This window comes from Lacticaseibacillus suihuaensis (assembly GCF_054785075.1).
Map to the genome: position 1 here is coordinate 1 of NZ_BAAGBJ010000019.1, position 25,265 is coordinate 25,265.

19 protein-coding genes and 2 pseudogenes are annotated in these 25,265 nt (G+C 62.0%); 15 read left to right on the top strand and 6 right to left on the bottom strand.

Annotation, left to right across the window (positions count from 1 at the left end):
• Positions 1–146 precede the first annotated feature (146 nt).
• Positions 147–386 (bottom strand): hypothetical protein, encoded by a 240-nt coding sequence (locus tag ACYVRZ_RS12245; protein WP_461227247.1) that lies wholly within the window; start codon positions 384–386, stop codon positions 147–149.
• Between the two features lie 555 nt (positions 387–941).
• Here ACYVRZ_RS12245 and ACYVRZ_RS12250 point away from each other — a divergent pair.
• Together ACYVRZ_RS12250 and ACYVRZ_RS12255 are read left to right on the top strand one after the other, a co-directional pair.
• Positions 942–2,543, top strand: coding sequence for an ATP-binding cassette domain-containing protein (locus ACYVRZ_RS12250; RefSeq protein ID WP_461227249.1), 1,602 nt, complete (start codon positions 942–944; stop codon positions 2,541–2,543).
• 583 nt (positions 2,544–3,126) lie between these two features.
• Positions 3,127–3,387: a hypothetical protein gene (locus tag ACYVRZ_RS12255; RefSeq protein WP_461227251.1), complete on the top strand. Its 261-nt coding sequence runs from the start codon at positions 3,127–3,129 to the stop codon at positions 3,385–3,387.
• Between the two features lie 174 nt (positions 3,388–3,561).
• On the opposite strand, the gene ACYVRZ_RS12260 is transcribed toward ACYVRZ_RS12255, so the two are convergent.
• The 4 genes from ACYVRZ_RS12260 to ACYVRZ_RS12275 all read right to left on the bottom strand — a co-directional run bounded on the left by ACYVRZ_RS12260 (position 3,562) and on the right by ACYVRZ_RS12275 (position 7,978).
• Positions 3,562–5,025, bottom strand: a complete 1,464-nt coding sequence (locus ACYVRZ_RS12260; protein ID WP_461227253.1) for an ABC transporter substrate-binding protein/permease — start codon at positions 5,023–5,025, stop codon at positions 3,562–3,564.
• A 374-nt stretch (positions 5,026–5,399) separates the two neighbouring features.
• The gene (locus ACYVRZ_RS12265) at positions 5,400–6,251 is read right to left on the bottom strand and encodes a helix-turn-helix domain-containing protein (protein WP_461227255.1); all 852 of its coding nucleotides are present in this window, start codon (positions 6,249–6,251) and stop codon (positions 5,400–5,402) included.
• Between the two features lie 11 nt (positions 6,252–6,262).
• Complete coding sequence (locus ACYVRZ_RS12270) at positions 6,263–6,865, bottom strand: NADPH-dependent FMN reductase (protein WP_461227257.1); 603 nt, start codon at positions 6,863–6,865, stop codon at positions 6,263–6,265.
• Between the two features lie 261 nt (positions 6,866–7,126).
• Positions 7,127–7,978 carry an AraC family transcriptional regulator gene (locus ACYVRZ_RS12275; protein WP_461227259.1) on the bottom strand — a complete coding sequence of 284 codons (852 nt, stop codon included), beginning with the start codon at positions 7,976–7,978 and terminating at the stop codon, positions 7,127–7,129.
• A 192-nt stretch (positions 7,979–8,170) separates the two neighbouring features.
• On the opposite strand from ACYVRZ_RS12275, the gene ACYVRZ_RS12280 reads away from it, so the two are divergent.
• The 13 genes and pseudogenes from ACYVRZ_RS12280 to ACYVRZ_RS12340 all read left to right on the top strand — a co-directional run bounded on the left by ACYVRZ_RS12280 (position 8,171) and on the right by ACYVRZ_RS12340 (position 24,583).
• The gene (locus tag ACYVRZ_RS12280) at positions 8,171–9,475 is read left to right on the top strand and encodes a PTS sugar transporter subunit IIC (RefSeq protein ID WP_461227261.1); all 1,305 of its coding nucleotides are present in this window, start codon (positions 8,171–8,173) and stop codon (positions 9,473–9,475) included.
• 33 nt (positions 9,476–9,508) lie between these two features.
• On the top strand, positions 9,509–9,958 hold the full coding sequence (locus tag ACYVRZ_RS12285) for a DUF3284 domain-containing protein (protein WP_461227263.1): 450 nt from the start codon (positions 9,509–9,511) through the stop codon (positions 9,956–9,958).
• A gap of 106 nt (positions 9,959–10,064) precedes the next feature.
• A complete protein-coding gene (locus ACYVRZ_RS12290; protein WP_461227265.1) occupies positions 10,065–12,311 on the top strand; it encodes an alpha-galactosidase in 2,247 nt (748 codons plus the stop codon).
• A gap of 1 nt (position 12,312) precedes the next feature.
• The gene (locus ACYVRZ_RS12295; RefSeq protein ID WP_461227267.1) at positions 12,313–14,340 is read left to right on the top strand and encodes a beta-galactosidase; all 2,028 of its coding nucleotides are present in this window, start codon (positions 12,313–12,315) and stop codon (positions 14,338–14,340) included.
• A gap of 46 nt (positions 14,341–14,386) precedes the next feature.
• A complete protein-coding gene (locus ACYVRZ_RS12300) occupies positions 14,387–15,391 on the top strand; it encodes a GDSL-type esterase/lipase family protein (RefSeq protein ID WP_461227269.1) in 1,005 nt (334 codons plus the stop codon).
• Positions 15,392–15,457: 66 nt separating this feature from the next.
• Positions 15,458–16,336, top strand: coding sequence for an ROK family protein (locus ACYVRZ_RS12305; protein ID WP_461227271.1), 879 nt, complete (start codon positions 15,458–15,460; stop codon positions 16,334–16,336).
• Positions 16,337–16,706: 370 nt separating this feature from the next.
• Positions 16,707–17,864, top strand: coding sequence for an MFS transporter (locus ACYVRZ_RS12310; protein WP_461227273.1), 1,158 nt, complete (start codon positions 16,707–16,709; stop codon positions 17,862–17,864).
• A 36-nt stretch (positions 17,865–17,900) separates the two neighbouring features.
• Positions 17,901–18,650: pseudogene (locus ACYVRZ_RS12315) on the top strand (epoxyqueuosine reductase QueH); the annotation flags it as partial.
• A gap of 172 nt (positions 18,651–18,822) precedes the next feature.
• Positions 18,823–20,667 (top strand): type I pullulanase, encoded by a 1,845-nt coding sequence (gene pulA, locus ACYVRZ_RS12320; protein WP_461227275.1) that lies wholly within the window; start codon positions 18,823–18,825, stop codon positions 20,665–20,667.
• Between the two features lie 261 nt (positions 20,668–20,928).
• Positions 20,929–22,272, top strand: coding sequence for an FAD-dependent oxidoreductase (locus ACYVRZ_RS12325; protein WP_461227277.1), 1,344 nt, complete (start codon positions 20,929–20,931; stop codon positions 22,270–22,272).
• A gap of 136 nt (positions 22,273–22,408) precedes the next feature.
• On the top strand, positions 22,409–23,269 hold the full coding sequence (locus ACYVRZ_RS12330) for an aldo/keto reductase (protein WP_461227279.1): 861 nt from the start codon (positions 22,409–22,411) through the stop codon (positions 23,267–23,269).
• Between the two features lie 75 nt (positions 23,270–23,344).
• Positions 23,345–23,875: a hypothetical protein gene (locus ACYVRZ_RS12335; protein WP_461227281.1), complete on the top strand. Its 531-nt coding sequence runs from the start codon at positions 23,345–23,347 to the stop codon at positions 23,873–23,875.
• A 54-nt stretch (positions 23,876–23,929) separates the two neighbouring features.
• Entirely contained in the window at positions 23,930–24,583 is a 654-nt protein-coding gene (locus ACYVRZ_RS12340) for a TetR/AcrR family transcriptional regulator (protein ID WP_461227283.1), read from the top strand.
• 290 nt (positions 24,584–24,873) lie between these two features.
• On the opposite strand, the pseudogene ACYVRZ_RS12345 reads toward ACYVRZ_RS12340, so the two are convergent.
• A pseudogene (locus ACYVRZ_RS12345) lies at positions 24,874–25,216 on the bottom strand (1-acyl-sn-glycerol-3-phosphate acyltransferase); the annotation flags it as partial.
• Positions 25,217–25,265 lie beyond the last annotated feature (49 nt).

The following is a 25,265-nucleotide window of genomic DNA, read 5'->3' on the forward strand; positions in this document are numbered from 1 at the left end:
CGGATAGACTGACTAGTAAGGGACATCACACAAACTCCATTTCTGAATTCTTTGGTCGGGACGATGAACAGGAAGCCGTGTGGTGTCCTGTTTGTGTGCTGAAAACTAAATGGTATAGAAAAAGGAGTTGGCAGGCAAGTAGCCTATCAACTCCAAATATCGTAGCGCCCTTTATAACAGTGGCGAGATTTCAGAAGACATTTATTCGTCAATGATATATGAAACTCAAGAGGATATGCTAGTCCTTTTTCACCGGTAATCCAAGGAAAACTAGATTTTTCGGTTTGCAATTGGATGAAGTCTGCATTTCTTTCTGTGAAATTTTCGAACAGTTTTGCAATTTCTTCATACGATAAACCTTCGTCGAGGAAGTATTTTTCAATCAACTTGAGATCTCCGAATTCGAAGTACAGTTCTAACAAGTATGATTCCACTCGATCGAATTCGACGAGTTGTCCGTTGATTAGAATACCGAAGAGCCTGTCTTTATACCAGTGAAGAAGGGAGAATGCTTCCAAATTTAGATATATAGTCATTAGGCAATCCTTTCCCTATGTACGCCGAGGCATCTGTATGGGTTACTTGGTTACTTTACGATAGATGGTCGAACCACTCCGTAAGGGTTTGCTGAGGGGCACGAAAGACCAGCCCGCTTCTTGTCTTTTTGGTTGTTAATATAGTCCTTGATTTCTGCTTTCATGATTTTTCCTCCCTAATCGTGCTTGATCGTGCTTGCCAATTTTTAAGAGCTATGGTAGTACAATATGTGTGTTGAATACAGGGCCTCGGTAGTGGTGAGCTTGTGACCTAGCTCACGAGTAGATAGTAATCTTATTTGTAATCGGTTACAATTCGGGTGCTAATATTAACTGTTTCTTAACGAAAAATTAAGAAGCTGGCCATATACGCTTGCCTTAATCTCATTACTCAAGGAGGCTCTCATGAAAATTACTCCCCGCAAGCTCAGACCCTGGTACCTGCTCACGCTGGTCACAGTCGTTCTCTGGAGCATCACCTCGGTGCTGGTGCCGCTGTTCAGCGGGCAGTTCATCAACGGCGTGATGGCCGATCACCACCAGCTGTTCGGCCGCTTCTTCTGGTTGTTTCTGATCACCTCGCTGGCGCAGATCGGGCTGTCCACCGCCAGCACATTTCTCGGGCTCGACTTGGTCAAGCGGGTGCAAAATGCTTTTCGCCAGCAGATCATTGGGCGCCTGTTCCGGTCGGTCAGCTACAGCGAGGACCGGCTGGCGGCGGCCACAACGGACATCAACGTCAACAGCCAGGCCATCGCCGAGCAGTATGTGAAAGGCGAGATCGACATCTGTAACTGCCTGGTGCTGATCGGCGCCTCGGCCATTGGCCTGTTGACCATCAACCTGACCCTGTCGGCCATCATCCTGGCAGTCAGCCTGCTGATCGTGTTTTTCCCGCGCCTTTTGGCCAAGCGTAGCCAGACCAACCGGGTCGCCCAGGCCGATGCCCAAGATCAGCTGACCAAGAGCTTGTCGTCGTTCATGAAGGGCATCGAGACGCTCAACAGCTTCGGGGCCCAGCGCTACTTTCAAGCCATCAGCCTGACCAACAATCAGGCCATCTACCGGACGGAAGGCCGGGCCAACCGCTACGTCACCGGCACCAACCTGGTCAACGCGTTCCTTCAGGTGCTCAAGACCTTCACCATTATCGGCTTCGGCGCCTACCTGATCACGCAGGGCAGCTTGTCGATCGGCGGCCTCCTGGCGGCGATCCAGATCGCCGCTAACCTTGGGGCGCCGATGGAGGTACTGTCGATGCTCCTGTACTACCGGCGCGAGGCGACCCCGATTGCCAAGCGGCTCAGGCTGTATACGCAGGACACCGCGGCCGCAGCAGTGCCGGTATCGGATCAGCCGGTGACCGGAATCACACTGAAGGGTTTTGGCGAGACCACGGCAGACAAAACGGTGCTGCACGACGTCGATCTGACCTTCGTGCCGGGGCGTAAGTACCTGATCGTCGGCAAAAGCGGCGCGGGGAAGTCAACGCTTTTGCGCGCCATCGCCAGGATCAACGTCGGGTCGCCGTCCGGCCAGCTGCTGATCAACGGTAGCCCGGATGTGGCCGCGAGCCGGATCAAGATGGTGACACAGACGCCAGTGGTGTTCTATGCCAGCCTGGTCGATAACCTGTTCATGGGGCAGCCGGTATCAGCTGAGCGGCAAGCAGCTGTCCTTGACTTGCTCGAGCTGAACGACGTTGTGAACCGCTACGGGGTCACCCGCAGCCTGAACGAAGCGGCGCTATCCGGCGGGGAAAAGCAGCGGATAGCGCTGGGACGCGCGCTTTTGGCTGAGCCGGATGTGCTGTTGCTCGACGAGTTCAACTCTGCCTTAGACGCGGCGTTGAGCCGCAAGCTCGAGGACTACCTGCTGGGATTGCCATGCACGGTGATCGCCATCTTGCACCACCAGGACGCAGCTGCGCGCGGCCGCTACGATCAGATGATCACGGTGGCCGACGGGACGGTCGCAACGGTTGTCGATGGCGGCAATCGTGAGTAGTCCTATACGACGGCGCTATCGACATGATTATATTGATATTTAAAATCCATCAAAGTAAAGAAAACGAGTCTGCACTTTCTGGTGTTGGAGAAATCCAACGCCGAGAGTGTAGACCCTTTTTCAATAACAGCGCAAAATAAAAGGGCACCATCTAGCACCCATTCTCAGCTCCAAGCGACCAAACTTAAAACAAAGCGAGGTATTAGTGATGTCCAATTTTGATTCTACGCTCTCTGTCCTGGGATTACCAGATGAAAAACAGCGCTGCGCCGGGTCACCTTCGCGCAGGAGGTCGGCACCGGCGGCGTAGTGCCTGCGGTGGCCCAGGCTGCGAATCTGATTGCTGAAATCTGTAATTGCCATAGTTTGCCTCGCTTTGTCGGGGGTCGTGACTTGAGTATACGCCTGCATTGCGCTGTCAGGGACATCATCTGCCGGCGACCACCGTGATGCGGTCTGACGCGGCCGATTAGTGACGCCTTTAATTATACATCTTGTATCCGCTTACAATCAGTGGCATAATGCGATTAGAGGGGCGGCGCGGGGTCGCCCGAGGCAAAGCGGCATGCGGGAGGTGCGAGCGATGGCTTGGTTGATGTGGGTTGTGTTAATCGGGGCAGCGGTGATTGTGGTTCAAGACGTGCAGCTGGCGCGTTTTTCGGCCAGCATTCCGCGCGATCCCGCCGAGCTGGAGGCGGTTGCGCGGCAGCTGACCCAAGAGCGGGGCTTCGGCCAGACGCAGGCGATCCGGGCGCTGCAAAAGGCCTTCCCGGGGCTGTCGGTGGTGGCGGCCCAAGGCATCGTCGACCGGGTGCTCTTGGAGCAGCCGCGCCAGGTGGCCTGACGCCAGGCGACACGAGGCGGCCAAGCGACACCAGGCGGTCAGGCGACACGAGGCGGCCAGGCGACGCCAAGGCAGCCAGGCGACTCCAGGGGCCACGCGGCACTAGGTGGCCACGCGGCATCAAAGCAGGCGACCGAATCCCGTGGGGGGTCCGGCCGCCTGTTTTTTGTGCGGTTATTCGGCGTGGTGCAGCTTTTTTTCGAAGTGGCGCAACAGCCGCGAGAGGCCGAAGGTCAAAATGAAGTACAAGACCATCGCGATGGTGATCGGCAACACCCCTGAGTAGGTGTCTGCCTGAACCACGCGCAGCTGGTAGATCAAGTCGGCGACGCCGATAATCGAGACAATCGAGGTCTCCTTGATCAGCGAGATGAACTCGTTGCCAAGCGCCGGCCAGATGTTGGCCAACGCCTGCGGTAAGACGACGTAGCGCATCGTGGCCTTTTGGCTGAGGCCCAAAGACCGCGCGGCCTCGCTTTGGCCCTTGGCGATCGACTCAATGCCGCCGCGGAACACCTCGGAGACGTAGGCCGCCGAGTTCAGCCCGACGGCCAAGGTGCCGGCGACCACCGCGGAGATGTCGTAGAACATGCCGATGCCAAAGTAGATGAACATCACCTGAACCATCAAAGGCGTCCCGCGAACGAACTCGACGTAGGCGGTGAAAAGCGCCTTGAGCACCTTGATGTCACCCAGGCGAACGAAGGCGATCACCGCGCCGAGCAGGGTGCCGATCACCACGGCGACCAGCGAGATGCCGACGGTGTAGGCGACACCCTTGGCGAAGTACGGCCAGTAGTGCCACATCGACTTGGTCGCGTTGGTCTGGGCGATCGCCTTGCCGGCGTCTTTGAGGTAGACCTTGTTGAACAGGTCCTTTTTTTGCACCGTCGCGATGGTCTGGTTGACGGCGGCGGTCAGGCTGGTCGCGCCCTTGGGCAGCGCGATCGCGTTGCCGGCCTCGTCGGCTGACACTTCGAACTTGCCGTCGATGGCGGCCAGGCTGCTGTCACTTTGGGCGTAGGCGATGGCCGAGGCGGAGTCTTTGACGATCGCGTCGATTTTGTGGGCCTTCAGCGCCAACACCAGATCCGCGGCGTTTTCCATCGTCGTCAGGTCGGCGCCTGGCATCTGCTGCTTGACCAGCGTGGCGGCGGTGCTGCCCAGCACCGCCCCGACCTTTTTGCCCGAGAACGAGTGGCGGTCCTTGTAGTACCCCTTGTCGGCCTTGTTGACGATCAGGTACTGCTTGGAGACGTAATAGTTGTTGGAAAAATCGACGTGGGCCTTGCGCTCGGGCGTCGGTGAGAAGCCGGAGAGGATCATGTCGACCTTGCCGGTTTCAAGCGCGACGAGCAGCGAGTCAAAGGACATCTTCTTGATCACCAGGCGAACGCCGAGGTCTTTGGCAATCTGCTTGCCCAGCGCGATGTCCATGCCGACGATTTTTTCCTTGCCGTGCTCGTTAATGGTGAACTCGTAGGGCGGGTAGTTGGGTGAGTTGCCCATCACGAGGGTGCCCTTGGCCTTGACTCGGGCCAGCGAGTCGTCGCTTGCGGCATGCACCGGCTGGGCGGCCAGGCCGCCGAGGCACAGCAGCCAGGCGAACAGCCAGATGAGAATTGATTTGGGTTTCATGCGGTCTCCTTCTTAAAAAAAACATTACGCCCACTATACAACGCCGTGGAATAATATTCAATAAAAATTCAACTGCGATCGCTAGCCGCACCAAAAAGGGCGGCCGCTTGGCGGCTGCCCGGATGATGTGGTTCGGTGGTGTCTGCGGTCGCCGTGGCCCGTCAGCTGCATTGGCGCATTCTTGGCGATGGCGACCGGCCTTCGCAGGGGTTGCTCGGCCTCTGTCGTGGCGCGGCCTTTGCGATGCCCCCGGCCTTCGCAGCATTTTGCGGCCACGGTTGTACGTCGGCTGCAGCGGCGCGTCGGCCGCGGTGGCGCGGCGGTCGGGCACGGGCCGCCGCCAGCGGCAGTGGATTGGCCGCAGCGGGGCCGGGCTACGCCTCGTCCTTGCCGGCGCCTGGCTCGTCGGCCTTGGTCGCCCGGTACTGCGACGGGGTGAGGCCGGTGTAGTGCTTGAAGTGGCGATCGAAGCTGGCGGGGTTCTTGTAGCCCAGCGCCGCGGCGATGTCGTTGATGCTTTGGTCGGACAAAGTCAGCATCTTTTTGCCTTGGTTCATGCGAATGAAGCGGACCTCCTCGGAGAAGGGCTTTTGAAACAGCTGGTGGCAAAGCCGCGAGAAGTAGTTCGCCTCGTAGCCAAAATGTGCCGCCGCCGCGTTCAGGGTGACGCGGTCGATGTGCTGCATGATGTAGTTCAGGATGCTGCCGGCCTGGCGGTCCTTGGGGGTGTGGCGCAGGTCGGTTTCGGGAAAGTCCGACTCGATGATCATCATCGCGTTGAGGTCGGAGCGCGACAGCTCGGTCAACAGCAGGTGGGCGACGGAGCCCTCCTGATAGGCCAAAAGGTCGTCTTGCGGCGTCGTGCGAATCAGCCGGGCCAGCTGGGCGCAGTAGCCGTTGGTCAGCGCGTGGTCGATGCGGCGAAATACGATGTGGGCGGTTTCCGTCGACGCCAGCATCGCGTGAATCAGCTCGTTGGGGCCGAAGCTCGCGTCTGCGGTCAGCGGCACGGTGAAGTAGCGGGCGTTCAGGGGCCCGGTGGTCGGCGCCAGCGTGAAGGGGCCGTTGGCCCGCAGCAGCGCGATGTCGCCGGGCTTGAGAATTGCCTGGCGCGACGCGAGGTAAAGCGTCGCCCCGGTCAGGCACTGCAAAATGCCAAAGGGGACCTTCCCGCCGAGCGGGGTGTCGATGGTGATCGGGTCGGAGCCGGATAATTCGGTGTACATAATGCCTCCAGTCAGGCGTTCAACGGCCGATAGGGATGGTCGTGCGATAGCCGCGCGTAGAATTCAAGCTCGTGAAAGGCGACGGCCAGCCGCCTAGCGTAGGCCGCGCTTGTCGCAACGGTCTCATCCAGCCGCCCGTCCGGCAAAAAGTTGCGGTCGCACCCGGCCAGCAACACGGGCTTGGGCAGCACCAAGGCGTCGAGCATGCGCAGCACGTTGACCATGCTTTCGGCGGCCATGATGCCGCCGGTGTCGTCGTGCGAGTAGGTCACAATCTGCAGGGGCTTGCGGCTGATCTCCTGGCCGACGTAATCCAGCGCGTTTTTGAGGGCGCCGGTCATCGCGTGGTCGTATTCGGGGCTGATGATCACGTACCCGTCTTGGGCGGCCAGCGCCGCCAGCCACGCCGACTCGCCGAACACCAGGTTTTGGACCGGCGAATCCGCCGGGGTCTCCGCGTGGTCGTACAGCGGCAGGGGAAAATCATGCAGGTCGATCCAGTCGAACCGCACGTCGTCGTGGTCCGGAAAGGCCGCCTGCAGGTAAGCGAACAACTTGCCGCCGATCGATTGGTGGCGAATGGTGCCGAGAATGATGCCGAGCTTCAAAGTCATGGTGAGGTCCTTTCTGAGACGGAATGCATTGCCTCTAATATACGCGTTGTCGCGGTGGCCGAAAAGCCCCGCCGGCCGATCCACAGGGGAACCCGAGACGCCGGCCGGCCGCCCCCCCGCCCGGGACCAGCTGGTCTGCCTCGGCGCCAAGCCGGCGGTCCTGGTCCGTCCGGTTCGAAGTCGTTCAACCTGGGTTCGTCCGGTCCGGAGCCGTTCGGCTTGAGTGCGTCAGTTCCAAAGCCCAGCTTGGCCGCGTGCGACCTAGCCCTCGTGCTGGCGAGCCCGGTAGCCGGTCGGGGCCTCGCCGTACAGGCTTGAGAAGGCCTTGGAGAAGGAGAACTGGTTCTCGTACCCGACGGCCCTGGCGACGACTTGAATCGGGAAGTCGGTTTCCCGCAGCAGCTGCGCGGCCTGGTCCATGCGGTAGCGCTTGATGTAAGCTTGGGGGGAGCGGCCGACGCGCTTGGTGAACAGGCGGTGCAGGTAGGTGCGGTCGATGTGCATCACCGCCGCGAGGCTGGCGACGGAGATCGGCTCGCTGTAGTTTTGGGAGATGTAAAACAAGGCGTACTCGACCAGCTCGCGGTGCGACATCGTCGTGGCGGTGTGCTGGTTGGGGTAGTCGGTGACCAGCCGGTACAGGAACTCGAACAGCCGCCCGGTCATGATCAGGTTGCGGTTCTCGCGGTGGTTAGAGCCTTCGATCACCTGGTTGGCCGCGCGTAGAATTGCGGAGTTGAACTCAAAATCAAACAGCGGGGCGGCCGACGACAGGGCGGTGCCGGCCATGTACTTGGCCGCGCTTTGGCCGGAAAACCCGACCCACAGGTAGGTCCAGGGCTTCTCGTGGCTGGCCTTGAAGGTGATCAAGGTGTTGGGCTCGATCACAAAGCCCTGCTTGGGGCCCAGGTGGTACTGGTGGTCCCGCACCGTGTAAGTGCCTTCGCCGTTCAAGACGAAGTAGATCATGTAGCCGGACCGCACGGTGGGGCCGTAAGCGTGATCGGGCTCGCAGGCCTCGCTGCCGCAAGTGTAAACGTTGACGTCCAGGTTGAACGTCCGGTTGGTGTTGGAAAAATCGTAAATTCGGGGATTCTCGCGAGTTGTCGACATTTGGACATGCCTCCTCAACATTTGCATATATCGGTTTCAAGTGTAAGCGGTTAAGATGGGTCTTGTAAATCGATTTATTCAAAAACATTTTTCGTGAGTACCCGCACTGCGTTAGGCGGCCATCTCGGCCAAGATACCGGCCAACGCGGTGCGGCGGCACCCAACGCCATTATCAATTAGGAGGCACATCGCATGAGTATGCAAGATGTGATGACAGAAAAAGTCCTACCAATCGCGACTAAGCTGTCAGAAAACAAGTTCTTGTTAAGTGTTCGTGATGGGATGATGGTTGCGTTCCCGGCCACCATGTTCGCATCCATCATGATCATCATCCAAAATCTTCCCACGACCTTCAGCTTCGCCAAGTTCCTGCCGAAAGTTGTAACCGATTTCCTGAACAACTTCCTCGGCCCCATCAGTAACGCGACGATGAACATCACGGCGCTGTTCGTGGTGTTCGGCATCGCCTACCACTTGGCCGGCAAGCTCCACGCCACCCAGCTTTACGCCGGCGGCATTTCGCTTGCGGCCTTCGCCTTGCTTTTGCCTATCATGACCAACAAGACGAGCTCTTACATCGACATCAACTACCTGGGCTCCAAGGGCATGTTCGTCGCCATCATCACGGCGATCGTCGCCACCGAGATTTTCGCGGCGCTTGAAAACGCGAACATCACGATCAAGATGCCGGAATCCGTTCCGCCTGCTATCGCGACGTCCTTCACCGCGATCATCCCAGGTTCCGCCTCGCTTCTGGTCTTCACCACGGTGCGTTACCTGTTCACCTTCACCAGCTGGGGCAATGCGTTCGACTTCATTTACGACATTCTCCAGACCCCACTGCAGGGCATCGGCGCTACGCTGCCTGCAACATTGGTCGTGGGCTTCTTCTCCCAGTTCCTGTGGTGGTTCGGGATTCACGGCACCTTGGTTGTCAACTCGGTGGTTCAGCCGATTTACGACGCCTTGGCGCTGCAAAACTACAAGGCCTACTCCTTGGGCCAGCCGATTCCGCACATCATCTGCACGACCTTCATGGGTGTCTTTGAAATCACCGGCATGATCTTGGGCTTCGCCCTGGCCATGGGCTGGGTCTTCGCCCGGTCTGCCCGGATGAAGAAGACCATGCGCATGGTTGCCGTGCCGGCGTTCTTCAACATCTCCGAGCCTGTCACCTTCGGCCTGCCGATCGTGCTCAACCCGACCATCTTCATTCCCTGGGTCCTCGGCCCAATGGTGATGATCACCATCGGTTACGTCGCCATGGCAATCGGTCTGGTGCCCAAGCCAATCGGCGCCACGGTTGTCTGGTCCACGCCAATCTTCCTGTCCGGCTGGATTGCCGTCGGTTCCTGGAAGGGGGCCGCGCTGCAGCTGGTTCAGGTTGCCGTGTCGACCTTGATCTGGATTCCGTTCCTTCAGGTGCTTGATAAGCAGTTCCTGAAGGATGAACAAGACGGCGAAAAGGCCCTCGAAAAGGCCGCCGCCGAAAAATAAGCGATTAACGATAAGTTTGTAATGGAGGTACCCATGCCACTGAAGCCGATGACTTACGAGACCACGCTGCACACGCCGCTTGAGGCGACTTACGCCACCGTTTACGCGCAGCAGCTGCAGTATTTTCAACACTTCGATGCGGCCATCACCGAACTCAGCCAAGGCGTCGCCATCGACTCCGAGATGCGAACCAAGGTGCAACAGGCCGAAGTGCCGACGCACGTCGAGGTGCTTGAGGTCGTCGACAACGCGGTGATCGCCACCAAGGTCTCCTACAGCCAAGGTGAGATCATCACGCGCTACGAATTCGCCAAGGCGCCGGACGGCACCAAGCTGACCTACTCGGAGCAAAACAGCTTCACCAAAAATAGCCTGACCACCAACTTCTGGCTGGTCGGCTGGGTGTACACCTTCATGTACAAGCACAATCTGAAGCGCCGCATGCAAGCCATCGAGCAGCTGACTCAAGCCGCCGCAGGCTAGTTGCGCTTTGTAGCGGGCCACCGGGCTGCAAGGCCTGGTGACCCGTTTTGCTTTGAATCGCCCCATTCGACCGACTGTTGTGCAGCCGGCTGCCAAAAGAAAGTAGATGAGACCACTGCTTAACGTCATCGACAACCGAATCTTCCACCTCGCGAACGATTCCGTCAGTTACATTTTGTACCTGCTACCCAACAACCAGCTCGGCCACCTGTACTACGGGCCGCGGCTGACCGCCGACGCCCAGACGCTTGCGGCTTACACCAAGCTTGAAAGCAAGTCCGGCGGCACCGTGCATTTTTCCGCCGAAAACACCATGTTCACCCTGGCCGATCAGCTGCAGGAGTACCCGGTTTACGGCACCTCGGACTTTCGCCAAGGCGCCATCGCCGCCACCCGCGGCGACGTGCCGTTGTATCTGAACTTCACCTACCAGGGCTTTGCCGAAAGCCACGAGAAGCCGCGCGACTTGGCGCTGCCGGCCAGCTTCGGCACCGCCGGGCAGGTGACGGTGTTGACCGTCAACTTAGCCGATGCAACCCACGGGCTGACGCTTCAGCAGCACTACGCGATGTTTGACGACAGCGCCGCCGTGGTGCGGTGGCAAACCGTGACCAACGTCGGGGATGCGGCGCTGACGCTGACCCGGGCGCTGTCCGGCGGCCTGGACCTGCCGACCGCCGACTACCGCTTCGTGCAGTTGTCCGGTAACTGGGCCCGGGAGCGGCACGTCAAGTCGCGGCCGCTGGCGCAAGGGACGACCGCGATCGAATCGCAGCGCGGCGCCTCCAGCCACCAGCAAAATCCCTACGTCGCGCTGCAGGCGGCAGACGGGACGCTGCAGTCGGGTGAGGCCTTCGGGTTCAACCTGATCTACTCCGGCAACTTCCAGGCCTCGGCCGAGGTCAACGAGTGGAACCAGACGCGCTTCATGATCGGGTTGCACCCCGACCAGTTCGCCTGGCGCCTGGATCCGACCACCAGCTTCACGACGCCCGAGGCCGTGGTGACCTACAGTAATGCCGGGCTGGCCGGGCTGAGCCGGGCCAACGCCGACTTCGTTCGCAACCACGTGATCGCCCCGGCCTGGCGCGACCGGCCGCGGCCGGTGGTGCTCAACTCCTGGGAAGCGGCCTACTTTGATTTTGACACCGAGAAGCTCCTGAAGCTCGCCGCCGCCGGCAAAAAGGTCGGTATCGACTGCTTCGTCTTGGACGACGGGTGGTTCGGCCACCGCGACGACGACCGCTCGAGCCTCGGTGACTGGCAGGTTTACGCCAAGAAGTTCCCGCACGGCATCGACGGCTTCGCCCAGTCGATTCACGACCTGGGGCTGCAGTTTGGCCTGTGGTTCGAACCCGAAATGATCTCGCCACGCTCCAACTTGATCGCAGAACACCCCGACTGGGTGGTGGCGCCGCCGCACGAGCGACGCGCAATCGGGCGCAACCAGTACGTGCTGGACTTCGCCAACCCGGCGGTGGTCGACAACCTGTTTGCGCAGATGTCAAAGGTGATCGACGCGACGCACCTGGAGTACATCAAGTGGGACATGAACCGCAACATCACCGAGGCCTACTCGCAGTACCTGGCCGCGATCGGCCGGCCCCAAGGCGAGTTCTTCCACCGCTACATCCAAGGCGTCTACCGCCTTTACGCCAAGCTGCTGACCGCCTACCCCGACGTCTTGATCGAGGGCTGCGCCGGTGGTGGTGGCCGCTTTGACCTCGGCATCTTGTTCTACTCGCCGCAGATCTGGGTGTCCGACGACTCCGACGCCGCCGAACGCCTGAAGATTCAAACCGGCACCGCCTTGGGCTACCCGCTGTCTGCGATGAGCAACCACGTCACCGCCGTGCCCAACGGCCAGGTCAACCGCACCACGCCGCTTGAGACGCGCTTCAACGTCGCGCTGTTCGGAACGCTGGGCTACGAGCTGGATCTGACCCAGGAACCCCAGGCCGTGCTGGACGCGATCGCCGCGCAGATTCGCCAGTACAAAACCCTGCAGCCGCTGGTATTGACCGGGGCCTTCCACTTCCTGAGAACGCTTGAAGACGGCGACCACAACACCGTGGCCTGGGCGATTGAGGCGGCCGACCACAGCCGCATCGCCTTTGGCTTCTACCGGTTGTTGGCCAACCCCGACGGCAACGCCGTGGATCGGCTGCGCCTGCCGTTCGTCGATTCGGCGGCGACCTACGCGATCAGCGGCCGCACCGTGCCGGTGTCCGGCGCCGTGCTCAAGCACCTGGGGCTGCGCCTGCCTTACGAGTTCAACGGGCCTAACCAGGCCGTCGCCGAGCTTGCCGGTGATTTTCAGTCCAAGCTCTTGATTCTGACCAAGGAGGGGTAACATGCGCTTTGATGTCGATGCCCGGCTGCTGCACGGGGGGGATTACAACCCCGACCAGTGGCTGGATTACCCGGATGTGCTTCAAGAGGACCTGAAGCTGATGCAAAAGGCCCACATCAACACCGTGACCTTGGGCGTGTTTGCCTGGTCGGCGCTTGAACCCGCCGATGGCCAGTTCGAGTTTGGCTGGCTGGACAAGGTTTTTGAAGACGTCAACGCCATGGGCGGCAACGTGATTTTGGCCACCCCGAGCGGGGCGCGGCCGCAGTGGCTGTCCGAGAAGTACCCGGAGGTCAACCGCGTCGACGACCAGCTGCGCCGCCACACCCACGGCTTCCGCCATGATCACTGCTACTCAAGTCCCATCTACCGCCAGTACGTCGCGCGAATCGACCGCGAGCTGGCCAAGCGCTACGGCCACAACCCGGCGCTTGCGATGTGGCACGTCTCCAACGAATTCTCCGGCGAGTGCTTCTGCGACTTGTGCCAAACCGCGTGGCGCGACTGGTTGCGCCACAAGTACGGTAGCCTGAAGGCCGTCAACGACGCCTGGCTGATGAGCTTTTGGGGCGGCACCTACTCGGCTTGGGAGCAGATCAAAACCCCCAACGCCCTGGGCTCGACCAAGGTTCACGGCATGGCGCTGGACTGGAAGCGTTTCGTGACCGACCGCACGATTGATTTTTACGACGCCGAGGTCAAGGTGCTCAAGCGCGAGAACCCAGCGATTCCGGCCACCACCAACTTCATGGCGGAGGGGCCGGGCCACGACTTCATTCCGCTTGAAGGCATCGACTACGCCAAGTTCGCCGAGCACGTCGATCTGGTGTCTTGGGACGCCTACCCGCAGTGGAACAACAACTTCGAACCGCTGGCCGAGACCGCGCTGAAAACGGCCTTCGTGCATGACACGTTCTACGGCCTGAAGAATCAGCCGTTTTTGGTGATGGAGGCCACGCCGTCGCGGGTCAACTCGCCGGTGGCCAAGGCCAAGCGGCCGGGCGTTCACGCGCTGAGCTCCTTTCAGCAGATCGCGCATGGCTCGGAAGGCAGCCTGTACTTCCAGTTCCGCCAGGCCCGGGCCAACTCCGAGAAGTTCCACAGCGCCGTGGTCGGCCACGACGGCGACGCCAACAACCGGGTGTTCCGCGAGGTTGCGGCCTACGGGGCCCGGCTGGCGACGCTTGACGGTGTGAAGGGGACCAAGCGGGTGGCCCGAGTCGCCATCGTCTACGACTGGCAGAGCCTTTGGGCCCAAAAGCGCGAGGCGGCGTTTGGCCGCGATCGCAAGAAGTACTTCCAGACGCTTGAGGACCACTACGCGTACTTTTGGCAACACGACATTCCCGTCGCCATGGTGCCAAGCGACCACGACTTCAGCGGCTTTGACCTGGTGATCGCGCCGATGCTGTACGTGATGACCAAGGCCTTGGCCAAGCGCCTGAGCGATTACGTTCAAGGCGGGGGGACCCTGGTGTCCAGCTACTTTACCGGCATCGTTGACCCCACCGACACCGTGATTCTCGGTGGCTGGCCGCAGTCCTTGCAGCGGCTGTTTGGGATTCACCCACTGGAGTTCGACTCGCTGTACGAAGGCGAGCACAACGCCGTGTCTTACGGCGATCAGTCGTACGAGACGACGCAGTTCGCCCAGGTGCTTGAGGCGACCGGAGCCCAGGTGCTTGCGACCTACCAGCGCGACTTTTACCAAGGCAGCCCGGCCGTGACGTGCAACGCCTTTGGGGCGGGGCAGGCCTACTACATCGCGCCTCGCACCGGCCGCGACCTGCTGGCGGCCTTGTACCAGCAGGTGGCCACAGACCTTGGCTTGCGGCCAACGCTGGTGGCGACCGCCAACCCGGTGGTGTCCGTGCAGGCCAGAGGCGCCTTCAACTTCGTGATGAATATGAGCGCCACCGTTCAGACGGTGACCACGACGGTTGCGACCACCGACGCCGAAGACGGCAGCGCCGTGGCGGCCGGGGTCTTGACCCTCGCGCCATACGCAGTGCGGGTGTTGCGGCAGTGAACAAGCGCGACCGGTGGGAACCGGCCGCGTTTTTGGGAGGAAAACAATGGAATACCAAAACATGGATCTGCACAATGTGGCCCGGGTGTTGCCAAGTCCCCACGGGGTGCTTTTGGACCGGGCCGACGCGGCGCTGTTCGCCGCACTAGACGAGCCTGGGACCCACACCTCCAACAACGACTCGGGTGTCGAGCTGCGCTTCGTGATGACCGGCGACACCGCCCAGATCACGCTGCAGGCGCAAGAGGCTTCGGAGCTGCAGGTCGCCTATGTGATGCACGGCTGCTTTCAAGGCACCTACCAGGAGACCAACCTGCTTTTGCACACCACCCCGACGACCCTGACGATTCACCGCCCGGCCAACCTGCCGCGGCTGCAGGAGGTGGCGGCCGCCTTGAATCAGCCCTTCGACCCGGCCGTGGTGCGGCTGTGCCTGCCGTACTGCCGCAACTGGCTGATCGACGTCCAAGGCGCGATTCGGCCGCCGCGGCCAAGCGAGGTGCCGAGTTCGACCTACCTGGCTTACGGCTCCTCGATCACCCACGGCACCCTGGCGGTGACGCCGATGGCGACCTACGCCCAGCAGACCGCCACCAAGCTTTCCGCCGACCTGCTCAACTTCGGCTTTGCGGGGTCGGCGCGGCTGGAGCCCGGGGTGGCCGACGCCTTGGTCGCGCGGCCCGACTGGGACTTTGCCACGCTTGAGATGGGCATCAACATGCTCGGCGGTTTTTCGGTCGCCGACTTCCGCGCCCGGGTGCGGCGCTTCATCGCGCCGTTTGCCGAAGACCCTCGGCCGGTGTTGGCCTTTGACATGGTCGCGACCGATTACCCGGACGACCCGGCCAAGGTGGCCCAGTTCCGCCAGGTCGTGCAAAGCGAATGCGCAGGCCACTTGCCTTACGTCAGCGGCCTGAAGCTTTTGCCGGATCTGTCCGGGCTTTCCGCCGACTTGCTGCACCCAAGCATCGCCGGCATGACCACGATTGCGGCCAACCTCACGACCCAGCTGCGGCCGCTGCTGCGCGGCCGGACGGACTGGCTAAATTAAAGGTGAGCGAATTCGGTCTTCGTGCTAGAATAGAAACCGGATTCAATCAATCGTGAAATGAGGGTGATGACGATCACAGAAACTCGTCTTGGCAGTATCGAGGCCGGCGGCACCAAGTTCGTGTTGGCGGTGGCCGATGAACACTACAACATCTTGCAGACCAAGCGCATTCCAACCACCACGCCGGAGGAGAACCTGGCGCAGTGCGTGGCCTTTTTCAAGGAATTCCCGGTCGCGGCACTGGGCATCGGGAGCTTCGGCCCCATCGACGTCAAAAAAGACTCCGCGACTTACGGCCACGTGCTGGCCACCCCGAAGCCGCACTGGGAAGGCGCCGACGTGGTCGGTACCCTGAAGGCGGCGCTGAACGTACCAATCGCGTTCACCACCGACGTGAACGCCTCGGCCTACGGTGAGTACTCGGTCGGCGCCGGCAAGGACGTCGATTCGCTGGTGTACTTCACCATCGGCACCGGTATCGGTGGCGGTGCGATTCAAGACGGCCACTTCATCGGCGGCCGCGCCCATGCCGAGATGGGTCACGCCTTGGTCGTGCCGTACCCCGGCGACGACTTTGCAGGCGTCTGCCCGTTCCACGGCAACCGCTGCTTTGAAGGCATGGCGGCCGGCCCGTCGATCGAAAAGCGCCTGGGCATTCCGGGCGAAAAGGTGCCGCGCGACAACAAGGTGTTCACCTACATTAGCTACTACGCCGCCCAGCTGGCGCTTGATGCCTACCTGAACCTGGCCCCGGCCAAGATCGTGTTCGGCGGCTCCGTGCTTAGCGTTGCCGAACTGCCGAAGGTGCGTGACTTCTTCAAGCAGCTCAACAACGGCTACGTGCAGACGCCACCGTTGGAAGACCTGATCGTCTTGAGCCAGGTCCCGAACAACGGCTCGGCCACCGTCGGCGACTTCGCCATGGCCCAGGCCCTGCTGGACTAAGCGATGCACAACCCGCAGCGATTCGCTGCGGGTTTTTGTGTGGCCGAAAGCCAAGCTGGCGGCGCGGCCGCGGCCCCGCGTCGCTCGCCGGCTCAGAACGACGCGGGACTTGGCGACGCTCGCGGCTGGCCACACGTCAATCGCGCAACATCATGTTAGAACCTGCGGCGATTCGCCAAGTTATCCGGGGACCACATCGGCTATCATCAGGGAATGGTCCGGTGGCAGCGGGTGAATTCGTGTTAAAATCCGCGGCCGCGGCCGGTTGCGCCACCAAGACAGCCCAACTTTCGGCGCGAATCGCGCTGAAACCGTTGACATTTGGCGGCGCGTTCCTGAGAATGGCGGTATTGACCCAAAGGAGAAAGACATGTTTTCAATTCTGATGGTAATTATCTACCTGGCCTTCATCAGCCTAGGCCTGCCGGATTCCTTGATCGGGGCGGGGTGGCCGGCGATGCACACGGCGCTTGGGGTGCCGACCAGCTTCGCCGGCATCTTGACCATGCTGATTTCGGGCAACACGATTATCTCGAGTCTGCTGTCCGACCGGCTGACGCGGCGTTTTGGCGCCGGGCTGGTGACCGCGACGTCGGTGTTGACCACCGCCGTTGCGCTGTTCGGCTTCTCGCTTGCCCCGAGTTTCGCCTGGCTGTGCGTCTGGACCGTGCCTTACGGGCTGGGGGCCGGCGCGGTCGATGCGGCGCTGAACAATTACGTGGCGCTGCACTACAAGGGTCGCCAGATGAACTGGCTGCACTGCTTTTGGGGCGTCGGCGCCTCGATCAGCCCCTACGTGATGAGTTTCGCCTTGACCCACCAGCTGGGCTGGAGCAGCGGCTACCGCATCATCGGCGTCGTGCAGCTGGCCTTGACGGTGGTGTTGTTCGCCAGCCTGCCGCTGTGGCAGCGGTCGAATGCGGCCGGTGCCACTCAGGCGGCCAAGCTGAGCCTGCGCGAGCTCTTAGCGCTGCGCGGTTTGCGCCAGCAGCTGACGACCTTTTTGGCCTACTGCGCCTTGGAGGCGACGGCCGGCATCTGGGCGGCGACCTTTCTGGCCCAAGCCCGAGGCGTCGGCATCGGGGCCGCGGCCAAGTATGCGTCGTTGTACTACCTCGGCGTGATGGGCGGCCGCTTTTTGGCCGGCATCATCGCCGATCGGCTGGGGGACCGGCGGATGATTCGGCTGGGTGCGACGCTGATTTTGGCCAGCCTGGTGCTGATCATTGTGCCTGGGGTGCCGACCACCGTTGCGCTGGTGGGCCTGCTGCTGTTGGGGCTGGGCTGTGCCCCGGTTTACCCGACCATCATTCACGAGACGCCGCACAACTTCGGCGCGGCGAACTCGCAGGCCGTCATCGGCATCCAGATGGCCTTCGCCTACGTCGGCTCTACCTTCGCGCCACCGCTGTTTGGCCTGCTGGCGGGGCTTTTCGGGGTCTGGCTGTACCCGTATTACATCCTGGCCTTCGCCTTGGTGATGGTCGCCGCCGTCGCCTGGACGAACCGGTTGTTGCCGGCCGCCTGACGCCCCCGTATAATGAAGTCTTAGGGAGGTGAGCGCATGCTAGAAGCAGCGGCAATTCGCGCAATGTTTGAAAAAGATCAAAAGGTCAACTACGACTGGGTCCTGCAACAAGAGGTCAAAACCTGGCAGCAACAAGCCCAGCGGCCGCGCATTCTGATGCACTCGTGCTGTGCCCCGTGCTCGACTTACACGCTCGAGTACCTCACGCAGTATGCAGACGTGACGATTTATTACGACAATCCCAACATCCACCCGCGAGCCGAGTACGAACGGCGCCGGCTGGTTCAACAGCAGTTCATCCAAGACTTCAACGCCCGCACCGGCAACCGCGTCCAGTTCCTCGGCGCCGAGTACCGGCCGAGCGACTCGCTGAAGCAAACCGCGGCGCTGAAAGACGAGCCGGAGGGCGGGGCGCGGTGTCGCGTCTGCTATAACTACCGCCTGGACCGGGTGGCGGCCCAGGCCCATGCGCTGGGGTTTGACTACTTCGGCAGCGCCTTGACCATCAGCCCGAGCAAGAATGCCCAGGTGATCAACGCCCTGGGGCTTGAGGTGCAGCACCTTTACGCGGTGGCATACCTGCCCTCGGACTTCAAGAAGCGCGGCGGCTACGCCCGCAGCGTCGCGATGTCCAAGGAATACGACGTCTACCGCCAGTGCTACTGCGGCTGCGTCTTCGCCGCGACCAAGCAAGGCGTCGACCTGGCGGCGATTAACCGCGAGGCCACGGCCTACGTCGCCGCCCATCGCGACCGCGATTACAGCGGCATCCAGTTTCACATCGACCCGGCCAAAAAGGACGCCGCCACCGTTCCGGCCCCTGCCGGCGAGGGCGCAGCGGCGACCGCGGCGCCTGCCGCACCCAGTCACGGCGCCGTAATGGTGCCAGCCGCACCGGATCACGCCGCCGTGCTGGCGCCGGTCGCTTCGGCCGCCGGCGCCGGGGCAGGAGGCCGCCATGTTTGATGCGGCCTTTGACGCCCAGTACGCCTTCGACGGGTGGCTGGGGACGCGTTACACAGAGGCCGCCACGGCCTTTCGCCTCTGGGCCCCGACCGCGGAATCCGTCACGCTGTGCGTGTATCGTAGCGCCGATCCCCAGGCCGCCATCGGCCACACGCAGGCGCTGTCTCGCGGCGACCGCGGCGTCTGGACCACGACGCTGGCCGGCGACCAGCGCAACCTGGTGTTCACCTACCAGCTGACGTTCGCCGACCGGCCCCAAACCGAGTCCATCGACCCTTACGCCACCGCCGCCACCGTCAACGGGCAGCGCGGCGTGGTGCTGGCCCCGGATCAGCTTGAGCCGGCCGGGTGGGGACCGCGCCTTGCGCCGTTCGGGCCGCTGACCGACGCGGTGATTACGGAGCTACACCTGCGCGACGTCTCGAGCAGCCCGGATTCCGGCATCCGCCACAAGGGCCAGTACTTGGGGCTGACCGAGCGGGGGACCCACACGCCGGGTGGTCAGGCCACCGGGCTTGATTACTTGCGTCAAAGCGGCACCACCCACGTGCAGATCATGCCGATGTTTGATTTTGGCACCGTCGACGAGGCGCATCCCGAGCGGCCGCAGTACAACTGGGGGTACGACCCGGTCAACTACAACGTGCCGGAAGGGTCTTACGCGACCGATGCGGCCACTCCCGCCTGCCGCATTCAAGAGGCCAAGGCGATGATTCAGGCGCTGCACGACGCCGGCATTCGCGTGATTATGGACGTCGTTTACAACCACGTCTTCGACCCCGCCACCCACGCCTTCAACCAGACGGTGCCAGGCTACTTCTTTCGCACCTGGCCGGACGGCACCTTGGCCAATGGCACCGGCGTCGGCAACGACGTGGCGTCTGAACGCGCGATGGTTCGCAAGTACATCGTCGATAGCGTCCGGTACTGGGCCGAGGCCTACCACATCGACGGGTTTCGCTTCGACCTGATGGGCATTCTCGACGTCGGCACTATGCAGGCCGTGCGAGAGGCGCTGGACGCCATCGACGACGGCATCGCGATGCTCGGCGAGGGCTGGGACATGGCCACGCCGCTTGCTGCCGGCCAAAAAGCGACCCGCCAAAACGCCGCGGCGCTGCCCAGCGTGGCCTTTTTCGACGATGACTTCCGCGACCTGGTGAAGGGTCACGTGTTTAACGCGGCCGCCCCGGGTTTTGTCAGCGGGGCGGCCGGTCACGAGGCGGCGCTGGCCGAGGCCTTGCTAGCGCGACGCGCCGAGCCGGCGCAGCTAGTTCAGTACGTCGAGGTTCACGACAACCTCACGCTGTTCGACAAGCTGCAGGCGGTTTCGCCCCGGGCCGACGGCGCGGTGATCGCCAAGCAGGCTCGCCTGGCCAACGCGCTGGTCGCCTTGAGTGCCGGGGTGCCTTTGATTCAGCTGGGCCAAGCCTTCCTGCGCAGTAAGGGCGGCGATGCCAATTCCTACCGCTCCCCGGATGCGGTCAACGCGATCGACTGGACCAGAGCGGCCTGGGCGCGGGAGGCGGTGGCGGAGCTCGCCGCACTTTGGGCGTTGCGCAAAGCCCAGCCGGCGCTGCGTCCCGCGACGGCCAGCGCCGCCACCAACACCGCGGTGCTTCGGGCGGCCGACCTGTTGATCGCCTACCAAAGCGGCGAGCTGGTGGTGGCGTTCAACGCGGCCACCCAAGACCAGACGTTGGCGGTGGCCGGCCGGTTCCGGGTGTTGTTTTCGAGCACCGCCGCCCAGTGCGGCGAGGCGGCGGTCGACCGGGTCGCGGTGCCTGCGGTCGGGGCCGTGGTGCTTCAGGCGGTGTACACTCCTTCACAGGCGTAATTCCCGCAAGACGCGCAAACGCGCGTCTTTTTGTTGTGGCCGAGGGGGGATTAGTTGCCGCCGCGAACCACCTGCAGCCGGCCGCGGCGGTAGGGGCGAACCGGGGTCAGGTATAAGTGGACGCTTGCGCGTGACTAACCATGTTCTTATCTACAATTTAATCGTACACTATCTGGCCTTCTGCGAGGCAAACGTGCTACAATGGCTTTGTGAAAGCACTCTCATTCTCAGCGCCTGGCGCAACTCGAAAGGAAGCTTACGATGAAGATCATTGTGGTTGGTGCCACCCATGCCGGCACCTTTGCAACTCAGCAGATTTTGACCGCTCACCCCGATTACGAGGTGACCGTATACGAGCGTAACGACACCCTGTCCTTTCTCTCCTGTGGGATCGCCCTGTGGGTCGGGGGACACGTGTCCGATCCCAACAAGATGTTTTACTCCAGCCCCGAGGCCCTGACGGCGCTGGGGGCGACGATGGCCATGCAGCACGAGGTGACCTCGATTGATGCGCAGACCCGCACGGTGTCGGTGACCGATCTGGTGTCCGGCGAGCAGACGCTGGATCACTACGACAAGCTGGTGTTCACGCCGGGCTCGGCGCCAATCGTGCCGCCGTTGCCGGGCATCAAGTCACTGAACCTGTACCTGTGCAAGAACTGGGGCGATGCCAAGCGCCTGGAGGCCAAAACCGCCGACATTCGCTCGGTCATCGTGATCGGGGCCGGCTACATCGGCGCCGAGCTTGCCGAGCAGTACGCGCTGGCCGGCAAGGACGTGACGCTGATCGACGCCTTGCCGCGCGTGTTGGCCAAGAACTTCGACCAAAACATCACGGACCGCGTCGAGGACTTGTACCGCGCCCATGGCACCAAGCTGGCCCTGGGCGAAAAGGTGGTGGCGTTTGAAGACGACGAATCGGGCATCACCGTGACCACCGACAAGGGGACCTACGCCGCCGACATCGCGATCTTGGCCATCGGCTTTCGCCCGGCCACCACGCTGTTGAAGGGGCAAGTCGACATGCTGCCCAACGGCGCGATTTTGACGGATGACTACATGCGAACCAGTCGGCCCGAGATCTTCGTCGCCGGCGACTCCGCGGCGGTGCATTACAACCCGACCGGCAAGGCGGATTACATTCCGCTGGCGACCAACGCGGTGCGGCAGGGTATCCTGGTCGGCGCCAACATCGAGGTAGCGACGGAACAGTACCTCGGCACCCAAGCTACCAGCGCCGTTGAGCTGTTCGACCACTGCATCGCGGCCAGCGGCCTGACCCAAGAAGGCGCCAAGGCTCGCGGTGTCGCCGCCGCGACGGTCGACATCGAGCAGCCCTACCGCCCAGAGTTCATGACCAGCACCACCAATGTGTTGGCCAGTTTGACCTACGACCCGGCCACGCGGCGGGTGCTGGGCGGCGCCTTTTACAGCCAGCACGACGTCTCCATGTCGGCCAACGTGATCTCCATGGCGATTCAGACGCAGATGACCATCGACCAGCTGGCGATGGTGGACTTCTTCTTCCAGCCGAATTTCGACCAGCCACTGAGCTGGATCAGCGCCGTGGCGATGGCAGCCAAGGCGCGAGCCGACGAGGCGTAAGGTGACCAAGTCGTTGTCAATCACCTTGCCTGTCGTGGTATACTGGATTAAACAAGCATGTGGCGGATGATCGCCCGTGAAGCCGTTGCGCTCATGTCATTGACATGGGCGCTTTTTAGTTAAGGAGTGATACATGATGACGGTTCAGTTAGCCAACGGGGTGGTAGTGCCAAGCCTGGGCTTTGGCACCTTTCAGATTTGGGATCAAGACGCGGCCGCCGGTGCGGTCGCGGCGGCCCTCGGCGTGGGGTACCGGCTGATCGACACGGCGGCCGGCTACTTCAACGAAGAGGGGGTCGGCCGCGGTCTCAAGGCCAGCGGGGTGCCGCGCGATCAGGTGGTCCTGACCTCCAAGCTGTGGCCGACTGAGGCCAGCTACGAAGGCGCTAAGGTGGCGCTGCGGCGCAGCCTGACTAAGCTGGGCGTTGATTACCTGGATGTCTACCTGCTGCATCAGGCACTTGGGGATTACTACGGCGCCTGGCGAGCGATGCAAGAGGCCCAGGCGGCCGGGCTGGTTCGGGCCATCGGGGTCTCCAATTTCGGGGCCGAGCGGCTGGTGGATCTGGCGACCTTCAGCGGCGCAGTGCCGGCCATCGATCAGATTCAGCGCCACCCCTTCAAGCAGCAGCGCCTGACCGTGGCCGCGGCCGCTCGGCTTGGCGTTGCCATCGAGGCCTGGCAGCCCCTGGCTCATGCGGCGCCGGCGCTCTTCAACCACCCGGTGGTGACCGCTATCGCCGCCGCCCACCGGGCCACGGCGGGGCAGGTGGTGCTGGCCTGGCAGCTGCAACAAGGCGTGATTGTGATTCCCAAATCCACCCACCTCGCGCGGATGCAGGAGAACTTCGCAGCCCAGACGCTGACGCTGACGGCAGCGGAGCTGGAGGCGCTGGCGGGACTGGATCAGGCCCCGCAGGATCCGGGACCGCAGAACACCCCGGATCTGATTGCGCGGCTGACCGAGATTGACCCGGCCGGCCCCCACTCGGGCTAGCCGGTTTGCGGCCGCCCTGTTTTTCCTGCTATACTGGGGTGTTTGGTGCGGTGACGCACGGAAAAGGGGTGCCTTTTGAAAGGTAAAATCATTCTGGTGGTCGGTCTGGCGCTGGCCTTGGTCGGTTGCGGCCGCCGGCAGGACTCAAGCGCAGTCGGGGCCGTCTACAAGGCGCAAAGCTACACGGTGGGGACTAAGACCACCACGCTCAAGGCGACCAGCAACCTGACCATGACCCTGAGCCTGGCTTCCAATCACAAGCTGGGGATGCTTCAAAGCAGCACGGCCACCGGCGGTCAGTACCTCGAGCACAGCGAGTTGTTGACCGTCGCCAAGCAGGCGCTGCGTCGCACCGGCGAGGTCACCACCGTGCAGTACGCCACCGCAAGCGACCTCGCCCATGGCATCAACGCCGCGGCTTACAGCTACAGCAGAGACGGTCAGCAAGGCAAGCTGGGCCGCATCACCACCACCAAGTCGGGGCTTGACCTCAAGCTGGGTCGCACCACCTGGCACCTGCGCCGCATTCACAAGAAGACACGCTTCACCCTGCCTTACGGAATCGCGGATCAGGCCAAGGAAATCGGCGTTCAGGCGCTTAAGTGACCCGTCGGTGCCCGGTTTGTGCTATTCTATAGAGAATAGAATGGTGGGATGAACATGCCGCAACCAGGCGTTCAGGACTTGTTTTCATCGGAGTTAGACCGAACTCCGTTATCCAAAAAACAGCAGGCGGTGCTCAAAGCGAGCCTCGCGCTTTTTGCCGACCAGGGCTTCGCCAGCACCAGCACGCTGGACATCGCCAAGGCCGCCGGCGTCTCGGAGGGCACCGTCTTCAAGCGCTTCAAGACCAAGGAGGGGTTGCTTCGCGCGATCCTCGGCCCGTTCTTGCGCGGCGTGCTGCCGATTGCCGCCGGCGACTTCATGAATCGCCTGGCCCGGGCCCACGCGCCGCACTTCAAGGACCTGCTAGCCTTTGCGGTGCGGGACCGCGTCGAGTTCGTGATGCAAAACCGCAGTGAGCTGAAGGTCTTCATCCAGGAAATGGTGAAGGACCCCAACCTCTTGGCGGATCTCACCACCCAGCTCAACCAGCTGATCACCAGCGCCTTGGGGCCGTTGTTCAAGCAGTACCAAGACGCCGGCGAGCTGGTCGCGTGGGAGCCGATGCGCATCGTTCGCTACATTACCGGCACCATCCTGAGCTACCTGTTGCCCAACGTCGTGATGAGCGCGGCGCCTTTGGACATCGATCAGGTCTGCCAAGACAGCTTCGAGTTCCTGCTGCTGGGGCTGACCCCGCGGCCGCAATGACACGCAAAAACACCCTGCAGACGCCACGTTACGCGTGGGTCTGCAGGGTGTTTTTGCGCCTCAGCGGCCGGTCCAGCCGGCGATGTCTGCCGGTGAGAAGCGGTAGGTGAGCTTTTCACCGTAGGCTTTTTCGTAGGCGGCGACCTTTTGGCGGTAGTCTTGTTGCATCATGTTCAGGCTGTTCTCCCGTACCGACAGCTTGGGGTCCGGGTAGATCAAAGGCTCGATGTACATACTGTAGCCGACGGCGTGAAAGTCCGGCGCCGTCAGCCTGGCGCGTGGCGTCATCGCGACGAAGCAGGAGACAATCGGCACGTTCAGCCGGGCGGCGTAGTAGTAGGCGCCGCGCTTGGGCGGCCGCGGCTTCTTGTACTGGTACCACATCTCCTGCTCCGGGTAGATCAAGACCCGGTGGCCGGCGTCCAGCGCCTGCTCCAAAAGCTCTGGGAAGGCGTGGCCCAGGTAGTCGACGTTCTTGCCGATCGGCAGGGTGTCGGCGTAATTCATCATGTAGCCCAGGGTGCCGGGCATTTTGAGGTTGGTCGCCTGGCTGACGATGAACAGGCGGTGCATCCCCAGTCCCTTTCGCACCACCATGTTCTCCCAAGGGGAAAAGTGGTTGCTGGTGACGATCGCGCCACCGGCCAGGTCGGCCAAGTTGGCCCGGCCGTGGATGGTCAGG

Excerpts from the sequence above, each read along its gene's own strand:
- ACYVRZ_RS12290 (WP_461227265.1), top strand. The coding sequence starts at position 10,065 with ATGAGACCACTGCTTAACGTCATCGACAACCGAATCTTCCACCTCGCG.
- ACYVRZ_RS12275 (WP_461227259.1), bottom strand. The coding sequence starts at position 7,978 with ATGTCGACAACTCGCGAGAATCCCCGAATTTACGATTTTTCCAACACC.
- ACYVRZ_RS12270 (WP_461227257.1), bottom strand. The coding sequence starts at position 6,865 with ATGACTTTGAAGCTCGGCATCATTCTCGGCACCATTCGCCACCAATCG.
- ACYVRZ_RS12285 (WP_461227263.1), top strand. The coding sequence starts at position 9,509 with ATGCCACTGAAGCCGATGACTTACGAGACCACGCTGCACACGCCGCTT.
- ACYVRZ_RS12265 (WP_461227255.1), bottom strand. The coding sequence starts at position 6,251 with ATGTACACCGAATTATCCGGCTCCGACCCGATCACCATCGACACCCCG.
- ACYVRZ_RS12310 (WP_461227273.1), top strand. The coding sequence starts at position 16,707 with ATGTTTTCAATTCTGATGGTAATTATCTACCTGGCCTTCATCAGCCTA.
- ACYVRZ_RS12280 (WP_461227261.1), top strand. The coding sequence starts at position 8,171 with ATGAGTATGCAAGATGTGATGACAGAAAAAGTCCTACCAATCGCGACT.
- ACYVRZ_RS12305 (WP_461227271.1), top strand. The coding sequence starts at position 15,458 with ATGACGATCACAGAAACTCGTCTTGGCAGTATCGAGGCCGGCGGCACC.
- ACYVRZ_RS12340 (WP_461227283.1), top strand. The coding sequence starts at position 23,930 with ATGCCGCAACCAGGCGTTCAGGACTTGTTTTCATCGGAGTTAGACCGA.
- ACYVRZ_RS12300 (WP_461227269.1), top strand. The coding sequence starts at position 14,387 with ATGGAATACCAAAACATGGATCTGCACAATGTGGCCCGGGTGTTGCCA.
- ACYVRZ_RS12295 (WP_461227267.1), top strand. The coding sequence starts at position 12,313 with ATGCGCTTTGATGTCGATGCCCGGCTGCTGCACGGGGGGGATTACAAC.
- pulA (WP_461227275.1), top strand. The coding sequence starts at position 18,823 with ATGTTTGATGCGGCCTTTGACGCCCAGTACGCCTTCGACGGGTGGCTG.
- ACYVRZ_RS12260 (WP_461227253.1), bottom strand. The coding sequence starts at position 5,025 with ATGAAACCCAAATCAATTCTCATCTGGCTGTTCGCCTGGCTGCTGTGC.
- ACYVRZ_RS12330 (WP_461227279.1), top strand. The coding sequence starts at position 22,409 with ATGACGGTTCAGTTAGCCAACGGGGTGGTAGTGCCAAGCCTGGGCTTT.
- ACYVRZ_RS12250 (WP_461227249.1), top strand. The coding sequence starts at position 942 with ATGAAAATTACTCCCCGCAAGCTCAGACCCTGGTACCTGCTCACGCTG.
- ACYVRZ_RS12325 (WP_461227277.1), top strand. The coding sequence starts at position 20,929 with ATGAAGATCATTGTGGTTGGTGCCACCCATGCCGGCACCTTTGCAACT.
- ACYVRZ_RS12255 (WP_461227251.1), top strand. The coding sequence starts at position 3,127 with ATGGCTTGGTTGATGTGGGTTGTGTTAATCGGGGCAGCGGTGATTGTG.